The 14,298-nt window shown below is 69.1% G+C and carries 12 protein-coding genes and 3 pseudogenes; 5 read left to right on the forward strand and 10 right to left on the reverse strand.

Translation table 11 applies throughout. The features are described from left to right. Positions 1–9: 9 nt before the first annotated feature. The 6 genes and pseudogenes from WAB15_RS31130 to WAB15_RS31155 all read right to left on the reverse strand — a co-directional run bounded on the left by WAB15_RS31130 (position 10) and on the right by WAB15_RS31155 (position 5,157). Complete coding sequence (locus WAB15_RS31130; protein ID WP_407288253.1) at positions 10–1,107, reverse strand: glycosyltransferase family 4 protein; 1,098 nt, start codon at positions 1,105–1,107, stop codon at positions 10–12. Then, positions 1,104–1,643, reverse strand: a complete 540-nt coding sequence (locus WAB15_RS31135) for a dCTP deaminase domain-containing protein (protein ID WP_407288254.1) — start codon at positions 1,641–1,643, stop codon at positions 1,104–1,106. The genes WAB15_RS31130 and WAB15_RS31135 overlap by 4 nt, the downstream gene beginning before the upstream one ends. After that, a complete protein-coding gene (dcd, locus tag WAB15_RS31140) occupies positions 1,640–2,179 on the reverse strand; it encodes a dCTP deaminase (protein WP_407288255.1) in 540 nt (179 codons plus the stop codon). The genes WAB15_RS31135 and dcd overlap by 4 nt, the downstream gene beginning before the upstream one ends. Next, positions 2,176–3,399 carry a metallophosphoesterase gene (locus WAB15_RS31145; RefSeq protein WP_407288256.1) on the reverse strand — a complete coding sequence of 408 codons (1,224 nt, stop codon included), beginning with the start codon at positions 3,397–3,399 and terminating at the stop codon, positions 2,176–2,178. The genes dcd and WAB15_RS31145 overlap by 4 nt, the downstream gene beginning before the upstream one ends. Further along, positions 3,396–4,681 (reverse strand): annotated as a pseudogene (locus WAB15_RS31150) (UDP-N-acetylglucosamine 1-carboxyvinyltransferase). The gene WAB15_RS31145 and the pseudogene WAB15_RS31150 overlap by 4 nt, the downstream one beginning before the upstream one ends. Before the next feature lie 32 nt (positions 4,682–4,713). Further along, on the reverse strand, positions 4,714–5,157 hold the full coding sequence (locus WAB15_RS31155) for an ATP-binding protein (RefSeq protein ID WP_407288257.1): 444 nt from the start codon (positions 5,155–5,157) through the stop codon (positions 4,714–4,716). A gap of 176 nt (positions 5,158–5,333) precedes the next feature. On the opposite strand from WAB15_RS31155, the pseudogene WAB15_RS31160 reads away from it, so the two are divergent. Beyond that, positions 5,334–6,604, forward strand: a pseudogene (locus WAB15_RS31160) (helix-turn-helix domain-containing protein). Continuing rightward, positions 6,601–7,158 carry a flavoprotein gene (locus WAB15_RS31165; protein ID WP_109893441.1) on the forward strand — a complete coding sequence of 186 codons (558 nt, stop codon included), beginning with the start codon at positions 6,601–6,603 and terminating at the stop codon, positions 7,156–7,158. The pseudogene WAB15_RS31160 and the gene WAB15_RS31165 overlap by 4 nt, the downstream one beginning before the upstream one ends. On the opposite strand, the gene WAB15_RS31170 is transcribed toward WAB15_RS31165, so the two are convergent. The 4 genes and pseudogenes from WAB15_RS31170 to WAB15_RS31185 all read right to left on the reverse strand — a co-directional run bounded on the left by WAB15_RS31170 (position 7,159) and on the right by WAB15_RS31185 (position 11,614). Further along, entirely contained in the window at positions 7,159–8,874 is a 1,716-nt protein-coding gene (locus WAB15_RS31170; RefSeq protein WP_407288258.1) for a relaxase/mobilization nuclease domain-containing protein, read from the reverse strand. After that, positions 8,871–9,212, reverse strand: a complete 342-nt coding sequence (locus WAB15_RS31175) for a plasmid mobilization relaxosome protein MobC (RefSeq protein WP_109893445.1) — start codon at positions 9,210–9,212, stop codon at positions 8,871–8,873. Before WAB15_RS31175 ends, WAB15_RS31170 begins: the two co-directional genes overlap by 4 nt. An 814-nt stretch (positions 9,213–10,026) precedes the next feature. Beyond that, on the reverse strand, positions 10,027–10,725 hold the full coding sequence (locus tag WAB15_RS31180; RefSeq protein ID WP_407288259.1) for an ATP-binding protein: 699 nt from the start codon (positions 10,723–10,725) through the stop codon (positions 10,027–10,029). After that, positions 10,722–11,614: pseudogene (locus tag WAB15_RS31185) on the reverse strand (hypothetical protein). Before WAB15_RS31185 ends, WAB15_RS31180 begins: the two are co-directional and overlap by 4 nt. A 260-nt stretch (positions 11,615–11,874) precedes the next feature. Here WAB15_RS31185 and WAB15_RS31190 point away from each other — a divergent pair. The 3 genes from WAB15_RS31190 (at position 11,875) to WAB15_RS31200 (ending at position 14,183) form a co-directional block, all read left to right on the forward strand. Further along, positions 11,875–12,159, forward strand: coding sequence for a helix-turn-helix domain-containing protein (locus WAB15_RS31190; protein ID WP_407288260.1), 285 nt, complete (start codon positions 11,875–11,877; stop codon positions 12,157–12,159). 420 nt (positions 12,160–12,579) lie between these two features. After that, positions 12,580–12,882 carry a helix-turn-helix transcriptional regulator gene (locus WAB15_RS31195; protein ID WP_407288261.1) on the forward strand — a complete coding sequence of 101 codons (303 nt, stop codon included), beginning with the start codon at positions 12,580–12,582 and terminating at the stop codon, positions 12,880–12,882. Positions 12,883–13,010: 128 nt separating this feature from the next. Continuing rightward, positions 13,011–14,183 (forward strand): tyrosine-type recombinase/integrase, encoded by a 1,173-nt coding sequence (locus WAB15_RS31200; RefSeq protein WP_407288262.1) that lies wholly within the window; start codon positions 13,011–13,013, stop codon positions 14,181–14,183. Positions 14,184–14,298 lie beyond the last annotated feature (115 nt).

A 14,298-nucleotide genomic window follows, 5' to 3' on the forward strand; every position in this document is an offset into this window, starting at 1 on the left:
GCGGGGTGGTCAACTGATCCGGTGGCCGAGCTCGGTCAGGGCCTTGGCGGTGGCGCTGAGCGGGTAGCGGACGGCGTTGCTTCGCCCAGCCTGCCGCAAGGCAGCGAGCAGCCCGGGGGTCGTACGAAGGCGGTCGACGTCTCGGGCAACGGCTGCGGGGCGGGTGAAGTCGGTCGCGGTGCCGGAGACGGCGAGCGTTTCGGCCAGGCCGGGGACGGGCTGGTAGAGCACGGGCAGGCCGCAGGCTTGGGCTTCGAGGGCGACCAGTCCCATGGCTTCGAGGGTGGTGGAGGGCATGACGAGCAGGTCGTGGTCGGTGAAGGTTCTCCACAGTTGGGGGCGGCGGAGCCAGCCGAGGTACCGGATCTTGACGCCGGACTGCCGTACGGCGCGGCTGAGGGTGTGGAACTGGTCTTGCGGGCCGGCGATGCTCAGCTCGACGCCCTGTACGGCCGCCAGGGCCAGCAGCAGGTTCTCGGCGCCCTTCTCCGGCGTGAGCCGCCCGGCGTACAGCAGCAGGAAGGGACTGCCTGGCGGACGGGGTGATTTGTGCGGCGGGTGGGCCAGGAGTCGGTCGGGGATGCCCCAGGGAATGTGGGCGATCTTCGCGCGGTCGGTGGTAGGCGCGATGCGCAGGAGCCGGTCGGCCATGGCCGGTGTCGGCACGACGATGGCGTCGGCGAGCCGCACGGATTCGGTCAGCACTTTGTGCTGGTGGCGGTGGGCTTCGGCGAACAGCAGGTCGGTGCCATGCACGAGTGCGATCCGCGGGTGCTCGCGCAGGGCCCTGATTAGCGCGGGGGTGCCACCGAAGGTGAGGTGCTGGAGGTGAAGGACGCCGATGTGGTCTGGGTCGATTGCCTCGGCCAGGGACCGTTGGAGGGCTGCTACGTAGCGGTGGAAGGCCGGGCCTTCGAGACACTTGCCGACGACTGGCAGCAGACCGAGCCCGGCGGGCAGTTGGGGGCTGGGGCTGGCGGGGGAGAGCATGAAGGCGCGTGCGGGAATGAGGGGCCTGTCCCCGGTGTAGAGGTCGAGGAAGAGCTCGACGCTGCCGCCGGGGCTGGGGAAGGGGAGGTCGAGGACGGTGGCTACCTTGGCGTTCATGGTCGGCAGCCCCCGGGGATTTCCTCGTACAGGCGGGAGGTCTCGATTCCTTGGCTGGCTGTGTATTTGAGGCCGTGCTGCTGGTAGCTGGCCGCAGTGCCGAGGGGCTGCAGGAAGACGAGCTTGCCGAAGGTCATGCCGGGATAGATGCGGACCGGCTGGCTGGCGCGGATCTCCAGGGTCCAGCGGATGGCGTGGCCTTGGTGACCGAGTGGAGCGGATACATGGACCCAGATCCCGAGGGAGCCGGTGGCTCGGTCGCCGTTGAGGAGCTGTGCGTAGGTCTCCGAACCGGTCTTCTCGTGGGTGACGCCCAGGTAGAGCACACCGGGTTCCAGGACGAAGCCCGTGCGGGGGATGGAGATCTCGGTGGACGAGGTTGGGGCGGCGGCGTCGAGGTCTCCGTCGCAGATGCGCAGGTGGTTGCCGAGGCGCCAGTCGTAGGCATTGGGGGAGAGCCTGTCGGGGTCGTACGGGTCGATGGTGATCTCGCCGGCGGCGTGCGCTGCGGCGATGGCGGGGCCAGTGAGGATCACGGCGCCACCGCTTCCAGTGGGGCGACGTCCCGCCAGTAGGCAGAGGGCCTGGGCCCGCTGGCTGCCTGGTACTTGCCGGAGTACGGGGTGATGGGCCCGACGGCGACGAAGAACATGATCTGCCCGATCTTCATGCCCGCGTAGACACGTAAGGGACGGATGGGGGAGAGCATCAGAGTCCATTGGCCATGGAAACCGATGTCGCCGATGGGGGCAGTGATCTCGACGAACAAGCCGAGCCGACCGACGGAGGAGCGGCCGAACAGGAGGGGGACGAAGGTGTCGGAGCCGACCTGCTCGACGGTGTGGCCCAGGTAGAGCTGGCCAGGTTTGAGGACGTAGCCGTCGGCGCCGATCTCGATGCGGTGGGTCGGGTTGGACCGGTGGGCGTCGAGGACAGGGGCTTTGTAGGTGAGCAGGGTCGGACCGAGGCGGACGTTGTAGCTGTTGGGGTTGACCTGCGCGGCGTCGAAGGGGGTGATGCGCAGCCGGCCGTCGACCTCGGCTGCGGTGATTTCGGGGCCGGTGAGGATCATCGGTGAGGTCCTTCAGTCAGGATCCGCTGGAGGGCCTGGCGGAGGCGGATGCCGGCTTGGTGGGTGCGGCCGTCCAGGTAGCTCTCGGCGAGGTAGTCGGTGGACAGCACGGTCGGCAGATGCGGCGGCAACGGTGCCGGTTCGGTGATCAAGGGGCCGGCGCTCTTGGTGAGGTGCGCCAGCAGTGCGCCAGGGTTGTCTCTCAGCGCGTCGGGGACACGGGTGTGGACGAGCTGGTTGTTGAAGGGCTCGATGGTGAGGAGGTCGCCGAAGGTGAGGACGTCGTCGAGCTGAGTGGAACGTAGGGCGGTCTCGTTGAGGACGACGGCTTCGGCGCCGAGGGCGGTGTGGAGTCGGGTGGCGAGGCCGGAGAGGAGGCGTCGTCGATCGAGAGCCTTGCCTCGGTACGGCTTGGCGATGGCGCCGATCGGCAGGGCCAGGCGATCTCTGAGGTCCTCGATCCGGTCATGGACGGAGGCGAGTTGGGGCGGTAGCGCTGCCGTGCCGGTCGTGTCGGGGAAGCGGGCGGTGTGCCCAGTCCATCGTGCGGGGGCCGGTCCGGCGAGGGCGTAGCCGACGCCGAGTTCGCGGCCCTTGAGGACGAGGGTCTCGCCCACATGGATAGGGCCGTACTGGTCGCTGTGGCAGTGGCCGGCGAAGATGACGTCGACGAAGGGGCAGACGGCAGCCAGCTTGAGGTCCTCGTCGAATCCGGAGTGGCTCAGCACGACCCAGGCATCGACCTCGTGGTGATGCGCCAGCATCACTTCGCGCAGGGCCTGGGCCGGGTTCGTGACTCGGTGCCCAGCTCGCTGCTCGACGGGGATGGAGTGGAACGCCTGCTCGCCGATGACCGCAGTGATGGCCACGCGCCGGTTGCCGATGCAGACGGTGTGCAGGCGGCGGAAGAGCGGTTCGCCGGTAGCGGCCTCTACGGCGTTAGCGCACACGGTGATGTCCCGGACCGCGGGTTCGAAGTGGTGGATCCATCCGTGGTTCCCGGGCGCGATCACGTCGTAGAGGCCCTGGAGGATTGCGGTTTCGATACGGCCGTGGCCGAGGCGGTAGTAGCCGCTGCCTTCGAAGAAGTCGCCGCAATCGACGATCAGCGTGTCCCGCCGGATGGCGTGCAGGTGGGTCAGCATCGGCAGGGCGTTGTCGAACGAGGAGTGGACATCGGTGGTGGCGGCGATCCGTTGCAGTGCGCGTGGACCGGTCACGGGGTGACCTCGCAGATGTCGGCGCCGAGTGCGAGCAGCTTGGTGGGAAGGTCAGCGTGGCCTCGGCGGAGCTGTTCGAGGCCGCCGAGGGTCGTGACGCCGCTGGCGGTGAGGCCGGCGATGAGTAGGGCCGACCCGGTGCGGATGTCGGTGGCCTCCACTCCCGTGCCGATCAGCTGCTGTGGCCCGGTCAGGCGGCACTGGGTGGGGAGGTCTGGTGGATGTCGGCACCGAGGCGAGCGAGCTGGGGGATCAGGTTGCTGTGGCGCCCGGGGTTGATCGCGTCGGCGAAGAGGTGGGTGCCATGCATTCCCAGGGCCAGGGCCATCAGAGCGGGTTCGAAGTCGGCATCGAGCCCGCGGGGAGAGAGTGAGGCGATGGCTCGTAGGGGCTGGTGGGTGGGCCGAGTGCCCTCGGCACGGACGTTTAGGGCGTTCTGCTGGGCGTCGACGGGAATGCCGAGCCAGCGCAATGCGGCCACCATTGGCGCCACGTCCTTGCTGCGTACGCCCTCGACGCGGCCGTTTCCGCGGGTGGCAGCGATGGCGCAGGCCAAGGTGCCTGCTTCCACCTTGTCTCCGGGGACTTCCCAGGCCACTGGCTCCTGTGATGTGGAGGCGGGTGGAGTCAAGGAGAGAACGCGCTCGTCGGCACGTGTCTCCCAACCGGCCACCTGGAGTGCTTGCAGGACGCTGATGACTTCGGGCGAGAGGTTGGGCTGGCCCAGCCGCAGCGGTCGCCCGGCGACGACGGCGCGCAGTATTGCCGCGATGCTCGCGCCGCGGGAGCGGAACGGCAGCATCACCGAAACCGAGCCGGTGCGGCTCTCACCGGCTTCGACGCTGTGGCCGTGGTCGTTGACGAGCGTGCGGTCGCCGAACGCCTCGTACACCTTGAAGTGCTGCTCCATTCCGCGGTCACCGATCCGGCAGCCGCCCGGCCACGGCAACACGGCCCGCCCGTGAACGGCGAGGAGAGCCGGAACCAGGTAGTACGAAGCCCGGATACGAGCGGCGGTTTCGTGGAATTCCGGCCCGATGTGCACACCGTCGCTCGGCAGTACAAGGGCCGTGTCAGGCTTGCCGACCGGGTGGGTGATGCCGTGGCCGGCGTGCTGGAGCAGCATGAGCATGGCCTGGACATCGTTGTTGGCCGGGACGTTGGACAGCTGGACGGGCCGGCACAGTACGGCTGCCGCAGCGAGGAGCGGCAGGGCGGCGTTCTTGGAGCCGTCGACGGTCACGGCCCCGGAAAGCGGCGGGCCGGGACGGATGGCGATCACCTCGGAGGTAATGGCTGGTGTCCGAGCGGTTGTCACGGTCGTCTCCTCGGAAGTGGAACGGGTAGTGCGACTTCGGGACTTGAAACTGCTTGGAGGCCGACCTCCGCCCAGCACCGCTTGCCAGACGTGGTCGGTTCGGTGCCGTACCGGTCGGCCAGGGCCGCGACGATGGACAGGCCCCGACCGTGCTCGTCGTCCTGGCTGGGCGACCGGGTCCGGGGCAGATCGCGACTGCTGTCGCTGACCTCGACCCGAATGGCGTTGCCATCACAGCGGGCAGTCACGGTGACTGCGCCGGGACCTGCGTGCTGCACGGCGTTCGAGAGCAGTTCGCCGGCCATCAGCTCAGCGACGTGTAGTGGTTCGCTGCCGGCAGGCAGGCCCCAGTCGCGTATCGCGGCGACGAGCCGACGCCGCGCGGACGCCGCGGCAGCGGGTGTACCGAAGACAGACAAGCGGATGTCGTGCACTTCCATGAGTGGCCTCCTGGATGGGTGCGGCTGCTCCACGCAACCGCTCCAGGAGCAAGCGGAACCAGTCCGTGTGCTGGGGCTGCATCACTTATGCACGAGCTGCATCACAGCCAAGTGCCTCTCCATTACGCTCGGTTGAGCAGGCAGGATCGGCGACGGCGGGAGGAGCCGTGGCGCAGATGGCCGAAGCGCAGAGCGAAGCGAGACGGATCGGTGAGGTGATCCGTCAGGCACGCGTGTTACAGCGGCGCTCGCAGAAGAACGTCGCTGCCGCACTGGGGTATCACCAGTCCAAAGTGAGCCGCCTGGAAGCCGGCAGAGGTGCCCAGGACGTCCACATGCTGCGCGAGGTCGCGCGGGTGTTGGGCATCCCGCCGCACCACCTCGGCCTCGGCACTGCTCCGGATGCCACTTCCTCCAACCCAGAGACAGAAGACATGCACCGCCGTACCTTTCTCGCTGCGGGCGTCGCCGCGCTTGCGGCCCCGACTACTCCTGCCGGCGCACACCAGGATCTGATCCAGTCCCTTCTCCCTGGCCCGAGCCCTGCGGCCACAGACCCCGTACCGGACCTGCCGGAGATGCGAGATCACGTCGCCGCCGCACGCCGCCTCTTCTCCACCTGCCACTACACGCAACTGGAGCGCACGCTGCCCGGACTGATCGGGCAGCTCCGGCAAGCCATCGGCGAATCCCCCGGCTCGACCGACCTGTCCGCACTACTGGCCACGCCTACCAGACCTCGGCAAGCCTGCTGCTCAAACAGAGCGATCACGGCAACGCCTGGCTCGCGGTCGGCAGGGCCATGGCCGAGGCCGAGCGCTCCGGCGATCCGGTGGTACTTGCGTCCAGTGTCCGAGTACATGCCCACGTACTCGCCCGTGACGGCCACACCGCCCAGGCCATCACCCTCGTCCGGCACACCACCGACCAGCTCACAGGTGCGTACGACCAACGCTCCCCGAAATACCTCGCCGCGCTCGGCCTTCTGCTCCTGCGCGGCGTCACCGCCGCCAGCACCGGCGACGACCGCTCCGCCACCCAGGATTTCCTCACCGAGGCGAAGGAAGTCGCCCGCTACGTCGCGCTGGACCGTCCCGATGCCTGGGCCAACTTCAGCCCGACCAACGTTGCCCTGCACGGGGTCAGTGCGGCCGTCGCCTTCGGCGACGCGGGAATCGCACTGAAGACCGCCCGACCCCTCATGCGTCGCCACATCCCCGTGCCCGAGCGCCGTGCTGCTCTCTGGGTTGAATCCGCCCGCGCCTACAGCCAGCAGGGCCGCCTCGCCGACGGCTACCAGGCGTTGCGCATCGCCGAGAGCTGCGCGGCCCAGGACATCCGCCGCCCGGCCGTCCGGGAACTAGTCGCCGACATGGCCGCCCGCGACCGCCGTCGTACCCTGCCGGAACTGCATCACTTCAGCCGTCGACTGGGAGTCCCCGCGTGAGCGAACAGCCTGACCAGCAGACCAAGAAGCCGTTCCTGTACGTCGTCGTGTGCGCGTCCGGAATCGCCGACGACGTCGGCAAGCTGATCACGGCTGCGCAGGAGGCGCACTGGGACGTGGGTGTCATCGCCACCCCACAGGGCCTCGGCTTCATAGACACGACGGCGGTCGAAGCGCAGACCGGCTATCCCATCCGCTCGGCCTGGCGCTCACCCGGTGACCCCCGGCCCCTGCCGCCCGCCGATGCCATTGCGGTCGCGCCGGCCACCTTCAACACCATCAACAAATGGGCCGCCGGGATCTCCGACACCCTCGCGGTGGGCATCCTGTGCGAGGCGTACGGCTTCGGTATTCCGACCGCCGTCTTGCCGTATCTGAACTCGGCCCAGGCCGCCCACCCCGCTTACCGGCAGAGCTTGGACCGGCTGCGCGAGATGGGCGTCCTGATCGGTGGGTACGAGCCTCACCAGCCCAAGGCCGGCGGCGGGGCCGCCCACTTCCGGTGGGAGGAAGCGCTGGAACTGCTCGCCCCGAAGGTGTCGAGGCGGTTGTGATCACCGGAGCCGTGGCCGCGGCGCCTCCTGGTGGACGACTGTCGTCGCGGCAGGAGCAGCAGGGGGACTGCTGCGTGGACGCTGCGGCCGGGGTACGGACGCGGTCGGGGCGATGTAGCCGAGGTGGTGCAGTCGCCAGACCAAGACGTCACTGATCGACTCGGCGCTGCCCAGTTCACGCTGCTGAGCGGCCTTGGTCAGCAGGGCGACGGTGTCGTGGCCGGCACCCTCGGCCTGGTCGAGAACAGCGGTTAGCGCGTCCCGACCAGGCTCGGCTTCGAGGCGGTCGGCGAGGCGGGGGAGCGCGGCGCGGATCGTACCGGCGTGACGCCCCCGGGCCGGGGCGGGTAGTCGCTGTCCGTAGGTGCGCATGGCGGCCAGTGGACTGGCGGCAGTTGCCTGGTACGCGACGCGCAGGCGGTCTGCGGCCTGCTGGGCGGCCTCGGCCTGTTGGGCATGGCCGCGGGCGGCGTGCCAGCGGGCAGCGCCGATGACGGCCAGGATCATGACGTCGAGGACCAGGGCGGTGGCGGCACCGTCCTGACCGCTGCCGAGCGCGGTCCCAGAGTGGACGATCTGGTTGGCCGCGCGACGCAGGGCGTACATCTCCTCGTTCTTGGCGCGGATGTGGGAGCGAGCGGCGCGCTCGAAGTACCGCGCGGCTTCTCGCAGTTCTGCCTGTGTGGGGCCGAGCGAGGTTTGGGCGAGGGCGTCGAGGACCTCGCCGACTCCGATCAGCTGGGCCGCTGTCGCGCTGTCGTCGTCGGACGATATCGACGCCAGTGCGGAGTCAGTGGCCTCGGCGGCGAAGTGGCGGGCGCGGACGGGTGCGGAGGCTGCGCTGCGTTCCAAGACTGCGGGAGGCTCAGGCATGTCCGTCGTGGCCGCGAATCGCTTTCGGATCCTGGGCAGGGACAGGTCCGGGGCGAGCCTGGAGCCGGAGAACCAGACCGGCTCGTTGTCTTTGTTGCGGTCGCCGACCATGGCGACCGAGTAGCCGAGCACGTCGCCGGAGGGCGCGATCCGCTTCTTGACGCGTATGCCTTCGGCGGCGAGCCGGTCGAAGAACTCGCTCTCGTCCATGGCCCCGGCCAGCGCCCGATGGACGCGTTCACGAAGGAGGTCACGTGAGGTGGCGTCCTGACCGCGACGTTCGGCCTTGTGTCGCTCGGCGCTGGTGGGACGCTTGGCGGCGGTACCGTCACCGGGCGCGATGCGGCGGAGGCCGTAGTCGGCCTCGATGCGGCGGGCCTCGGCCTGGGCACGGCGGGCTTCGTTGTGGAGGCGTGGGCGGCGCCCGTCGTCGCGGACGAGGGTGGCGATGATGTGGATGTGGTCGTCGGCGTGACGGACGGCCGCCCACCGGCAGGCTTGCTCGTCGCCGTCGGCGGCGATGCCGGTGGCGGCGACCGTGCGGCGGGCGATGGCGGCCCAGTCTTTGTCGGACAGCACCGGGTCCTCAGGGCTGGCCCGCACGGATATGTGCCACACGTGCTTGTCGGGGCGACGGTTCTTGGTCAGGGCGTTGACGGGCTGGTCGAGCAGGCGCTGCAGATGCTCATAGGTGGCGCTGAGGTCGCGGCCGGGATCCGGGGTGAGCGGGTCGAAGGCGGCGACCAGGTGCGGGTCGATGTGCTCCTCGTGGGTGCCGGGGCCGTAGAGGTAGCGGATCAAGCCGATCGTCTCGCTGCCGCGCTTGTGGATGCTGGGGATCACGCCGACTCGCCGCCGTCGCGGTGAGCGAACAGGGCGTCGGCGGCTTCCTCCATGCGGCGGGCCGCGCCGCGGACCGCCTGTGCGGTGGCGTTGAGGTGGGGTGCGTCGGCGCCGGAGTTGAGGGCTTTGGCGACCTGGTTGAAGAGGCCGTGGATGCGGCCCAGGTGCCGGCGGGCGGCGAAGATCTCATCGATGACTTCCCGTTCGGTGGCGATCTCGGCTGCGGTGCGGGTCAGGTCGCGGGCAGCCTTGTCGACGGCGTAGGCGAGGAAGGCGGCGTTGGTCATCTCGCAGTGGGCGGCTGCGGCGGTGAAGCGCGCGTACTCGGGCTCGTTCATGCGGCAGCTGGGCTGGTGCAGGCGCTTGAGCGGCTTCGGCTGACGGGCGCGCTGACGCTTCGGCGAGGGGGTCTCGGGCTGCCGTTCCCCTCCAGGCTGCGGTCCGCCCTCGGCCGCAGCTTGCCGGTCCGGTGCCCCCTGGCGCCAGTCCGCTCCCGCCACCCCCGGGGCGGGAACTCCGGGAGCATTGCTCCCGGTACAACTTGCTCCGCCTGGGGCCGGGGTGGCGGCTTCCGCGTTGGGGTCGGTGGGGGTTTCGTGGCGCGAATGGTGCATGGCTCTCTCTGGGTGAGTGGGGCGGGTGGGGAGTTGGGCTGTGAGCGCGCACTGGTTGTGCGCAGGAGATGTCGTTGGGACCGGGGCCGGGAGCGGTTGTCGCAGGGGCCGGGGCGGCCACGGGGATCGGTCCCCGCGAAACACTGAGTTCGGGGACCGCGCTTCTGGTGCCTGGTTTCCACTTCTCGCGAGCGGCGGCGGTCGGCGGTGCCGCGCGGTCCCCGCCCTCGGTTTGCCCTTTCAGTCCCGTTCGGGGACCGGGGCTTGGTGACCCTAGGCGGGGTGACCTGCGTCTTTGTTGGGACCGGTCCCCGAATCTGCTGTGTTCGATGGGGACCGGTCCCCGAAGTGTCTGGGGACCGGTCCCAACTTCGACCGGGACCGGTCCCCGACGGAGTGTCAGGGGGACCGTCCCCGGCGGGGACCGCGAGCGGGACCGGTCCCTTCCGAGTCCCCGCTCGGTCCCCTGCGTTGGTGGGTCCCGAACCGTCTGAGGCTCGCGGTCCTTTGTGTGGTTGGGGCTGGTCCCCGGGACCGGTCAGATTTGGGAGCGGCGCCTGCGGTCGGGGCCGGTGAGGATGACGCGTTCGGTCATCTCGGCGAGGCGGGAGGAGATGCGGTCGCCGAGGGCGGTGCGGAGGGCGTCGGTGGGGAGGTTGGTGGTGATGAGGGTGGGGCGCATGTGCTCGTACCGGTGGTTGATGAGCCGGTAGGTGAGCTCCTCGGTCCACTCGCTGTTCTTGGCCGCGCCGAGGTCGTCCAGGAGCAGCAGCGGGCAGCGCGCCAGGGTCTGCAGGTCGCGTTCGGCGTCGTGGCCGGAGCGAGGGCGCAGGCGGGCGTACAGGTCGGCGGCGGTGACGGCCTCCCAGCGCAGCCGGACTCCGGCGGAGAGCAGGGTGCGGATGGCGCCGTACGCCTGGTGGGTCTTGCCGGTGCCGGTGGGGCCGACGATCAGCAGGGACGGGCCTTCGTCGATGCCCGGCGCGCCGCTGGGGCCGGGGCGTCCGGCGGCGGCGATCGCCTCGGTCCAGGCGATGACCTGTGGGTCGTCACCCAGGGCGCGGCGGTATCGGGCGGGAATGCGGGCATCGGCCAGCTCCAGGGCGGTGACCGGTTCGCTCGGTGGCTCCTGCGTGGTGGCTGCCTCGGGGTCGATGCCGCGTGCGGTGAGGATGGCGCCGAGCCGCTCGGCGAGCGGGCCGAGGCGGTCTGGGGCGTGGGTGAGGGTGGCGGTCACAGGTCACCCCCGTAAGCGGCGGCGACGTCGGACGGATTCGTCCACGACCGGTGGGCGGTCCCAGATGCGGTCGGGGCGGCGTTCATGGCCTCGTGGACGAAGCTGGGCAGGGCGCTGGGGTGCATGGCCTTGGCCCGGTGACGGTCAAGACCCGCACGTATGTGGTCGGGGGCTATGCCCTCGCCGAGGAGCTTTTTGACTTCGCTGCCGAGGTGTCCGAGCACGCCCGCAGGCGGTCGGTGGCTGCAGGCGGCGGCGTACTCGCCTATGAGGTCCTTCGCCGAGACGGTCTGGGGCGCGGGGCGCTCGCGCCCTCCAACGGAGTAGTTCCTAGATCCCTGTTCCTAGATCCTAGATCCGGACCGTGAGCACTCGTCGCGGGCTCCGTGAGGTCTCCCTGCGCTGGGGATGAGGACTCATTGAATCGGCTCTGACCTGCGGATTCGTCGCTCACCGCGCCCTGCGTGACACCTCCGGGAGCCGGTGCGGAGGGCTCAGTGACGGGTGCGTGCGTCGGCGGTGAGGGCTCACGCGGAACACCCTGATCGTGGTGGGGGCAGGCAGGGTGGCGTACCCCGCTGGGGCGGTTGACCTTCTGGTGCTGGGCGAAGGTGACGACGTGCAGGTACCGCTTGCCGTTGGCGCCTTGGTAACGGCAGATCAGCTCGGCGGAGTGGAGCTGGGTGAGGTCGTCTTCGACGCCCAGAGGGCCGTGTTCGGGGCGCAGGGACCACAGCAGGCCGGCGATGACGGCGGGCTGGTCGCGGAACCGGCCGTGGTCGTCTGCCTGGGTGAGCAAGCCGAAGAACGTCCGCTCGGCGGACAGGGAGACCGCCGCGAGGGACTCCGAGTGGAACGCCTCGGGCTTGATGGTGCGGATACGGGCGATGTCGATCGACCACCTTCGTCGCAGATCGGGGGCAGGGAATTCGGCGGTGCCGGGGGCATGGACAAGACAGCCACACCAGGGGCGCAAAAGTCCAGAGTTGATTCTGAAACTCTGTACTACTTCCGGGCCGGTCGGAAAACAGTAGACCCGAATCGCCGGTCGCCGAATTCGGCCCCTTGAAATCTCCGACGGTCGGTGCATCGCTCACAGCAGACGGGAAAGGCTTCCTGTCGCCGGGGAACGCAAGCTACAACACATCCATGCCACCGCGTTCCCTTGAAAACGGCCCCGCAGGAAAGGCCGCTGCTCGGCTCATCGTGCGCGCCCGCACCGCCCGCGGCTACTCCCAGTGTCAGCTCGCCGCACGCGTCCACGCCCTCGGCCGGCCCATGACCGCCACCGCGCTCTCCCGCATCGAACGCACGGTCCGGCGCTGCGACATCGACGACTTCGTCGCCATCGCCACCGCGCTCGGAGCCTCTCCATACACCCTCCTCGCCAGCTCTCCGCGAGACCGGGGCCATGCGGAGCGGGCGGAAACATAGCCGACGATCGCCGGTTGGCCAAACCGGCGATGCTCCGCATCATTGAATATCCCGGCACCCCGTCGTGCCTTCTTTCGGTAATCCGCTCTTTCCATGCGAGGAAAACCTTTGCCCCGACCCCTCATAAGCCCTGCCAGAAACTCTCTCGACAACGAGCAGGCGGGGCGCTGATGAATGGCTCCAGCCGCTCGCGCGACAAAATGACCGTGGACGAACTCTGCGCCGAGCTTCAGGTCTCCCGGTCGGCTTTCTATGACTGGCCCTGAAAGGGGCAGGTGCCCCGCTGTGTGAAACTTCCGAACACCATTCTGCGTATCCTCCGCAATCATCCGGAGAACTGGCCCACCGATTGCGAGTGCCGCGCATGACGAACCGGCCCTTCAAGGTCCGCTCCCTCCCGTACCTCACAGAGAACCTCCTATGCCTGCCCGATCTTTGCGTGCTCCCACAACTTCCCCGGGTGCCCTACACACGGCCTTCCTGACCGTGAAGGACGCCGCCGAGTACCTCGGCCTCTCACCCCACACCCTCTACGTCTGGCGCCACCGTCGACAGGGACCTCCGAGCTTCCGCATGGCTCCGCGAGGTCGCGTGATGTACCGACTGGAAGCCCTCGACGCCTGGGTCCGCGAGCAGGAGCAGGCCGACTCGCGCTCAAACGCGGCTCTCAACCCGCTGAACGCTCCTCGTCAGGAACGGTCCACCCGCCTCACCAGCGCTTGACACTCCAAGCGCCGTAGAACGCCGTCTCCATCCTCTACATCAAGGAGTCCCACCTGACCGGCTACATAGAAGACCGATGGCTCAAGAAGCGCCCCAACCCGACGACCGGCAAGCGCGAACGCACGACCATGTACGGCAAGTGCACCCGCTACCGCGTCAAGGGCATCCCCGGCGTCAAGGACCGTTCCTTCGACGCACTCCAGGACGCCAAGACCTGGCTCGCCCAAGCCCAGACTGACGCACGTCGAGGCGAGTTCGTCGATCCACGCGATGGAGCCCTCTCCCTCAAGGACTACATCGCGACCCACTGGTGGCCCACCCAGAGTGGCGACCCGTCCACCCTCGAACGCATCGAGCAACGGGTCCGCCGGCACATCGTCCCGCACCTCGGTGCCCTGCCGCTCAATGGTGTCGGTACCGAAGTGCTGCGGAGTTGGAAGAAGCGACTCGAGAAGGACCTGGGCCCCACCTCCATTCGTCTCGTCTGGGCCACGCTGTCTGGTGTTCTCCAGGCTGCCGTCGAAGACCGACGCCTCGCACGCAACCCGTGCCGTGCGAGCACAGTTCGCCCTCCGGCGGCCGCACCGGGCCGGGTCGAGGCATGGGGGCCCGAGCGTGTGCTGGCCGTACGCGCAGTTATCCCGGACCGCTACCGCGTGCTTGTCGAGATTGGTGCTGGACTCGGCCTGCGACAGGGAGAGGCGTTCGGCCTGTCGATGGAGGACATCGACTTCGACGCGGAGATCGTCCATGTCCGGCGCCAGGTCAAGATGGTGCGGACGAAGCTCTGCTTCGCGCTTCCCAAGGGGCGCAAGGTACGCGACGTGCCACTGCCCTCAAGCGTGGCCAAGGCACTGCGGCAGCATGTGGAGTTCCTCGCACCCGTGCCGGTTACCATGCCGTGGGACGATCCGCGCCCGCCGCAGACCCCGGTAGAAGCCAAGCACCGTCGGCCCAGGACGTACAACCTCCTGGTGACGGGCCGCGAGCATAAGGCGATCAATCGGAACTACTTCAACTCCTACGTCTGGAAGCCCGCCCTGGCCGAGGCCGGCGTGATCGCCGCGCTGGAGGAGAGCGCACCGGACGGATCCCGAGCCTGGGAGCCCTTCCGGGAGCACGGTTATCACGCCCTGCGTCACTTCTACGCCTCCGAGCAGTTGGAGGCCGGCGAGTCGGTCGTCTCCCTGGCCAGGTGGCTCGGCCACTCTGACCCCGGCTTCACGCTCCGGAAGTACGCGCATTTCCTGCCCCGCGCCGGTGCGCGCGGCGGCGCCGCCATCGACGCGGTCTTTGCGTAGCCGCAAGCCGACTGGCAGAAGCTCGGTCCTGGCGCAAAGTCCCAGAGAAGTCCCAGACATGCCGCCGCACCCCCTCCTGTCCCGTATTCACGCAGGTCAGAAAGGGTGCGGCGGC

The sequence above is a fragment of the Streptomyces sirii genome (genome assembly GCF_045690365.1).
Taxonomy (GTDB): Bacteria; Actinomycetota; Actinomycetes; order Streptomycetales; family Streptomycetaceae; genus Streptomyces; species Streptomyces sirii.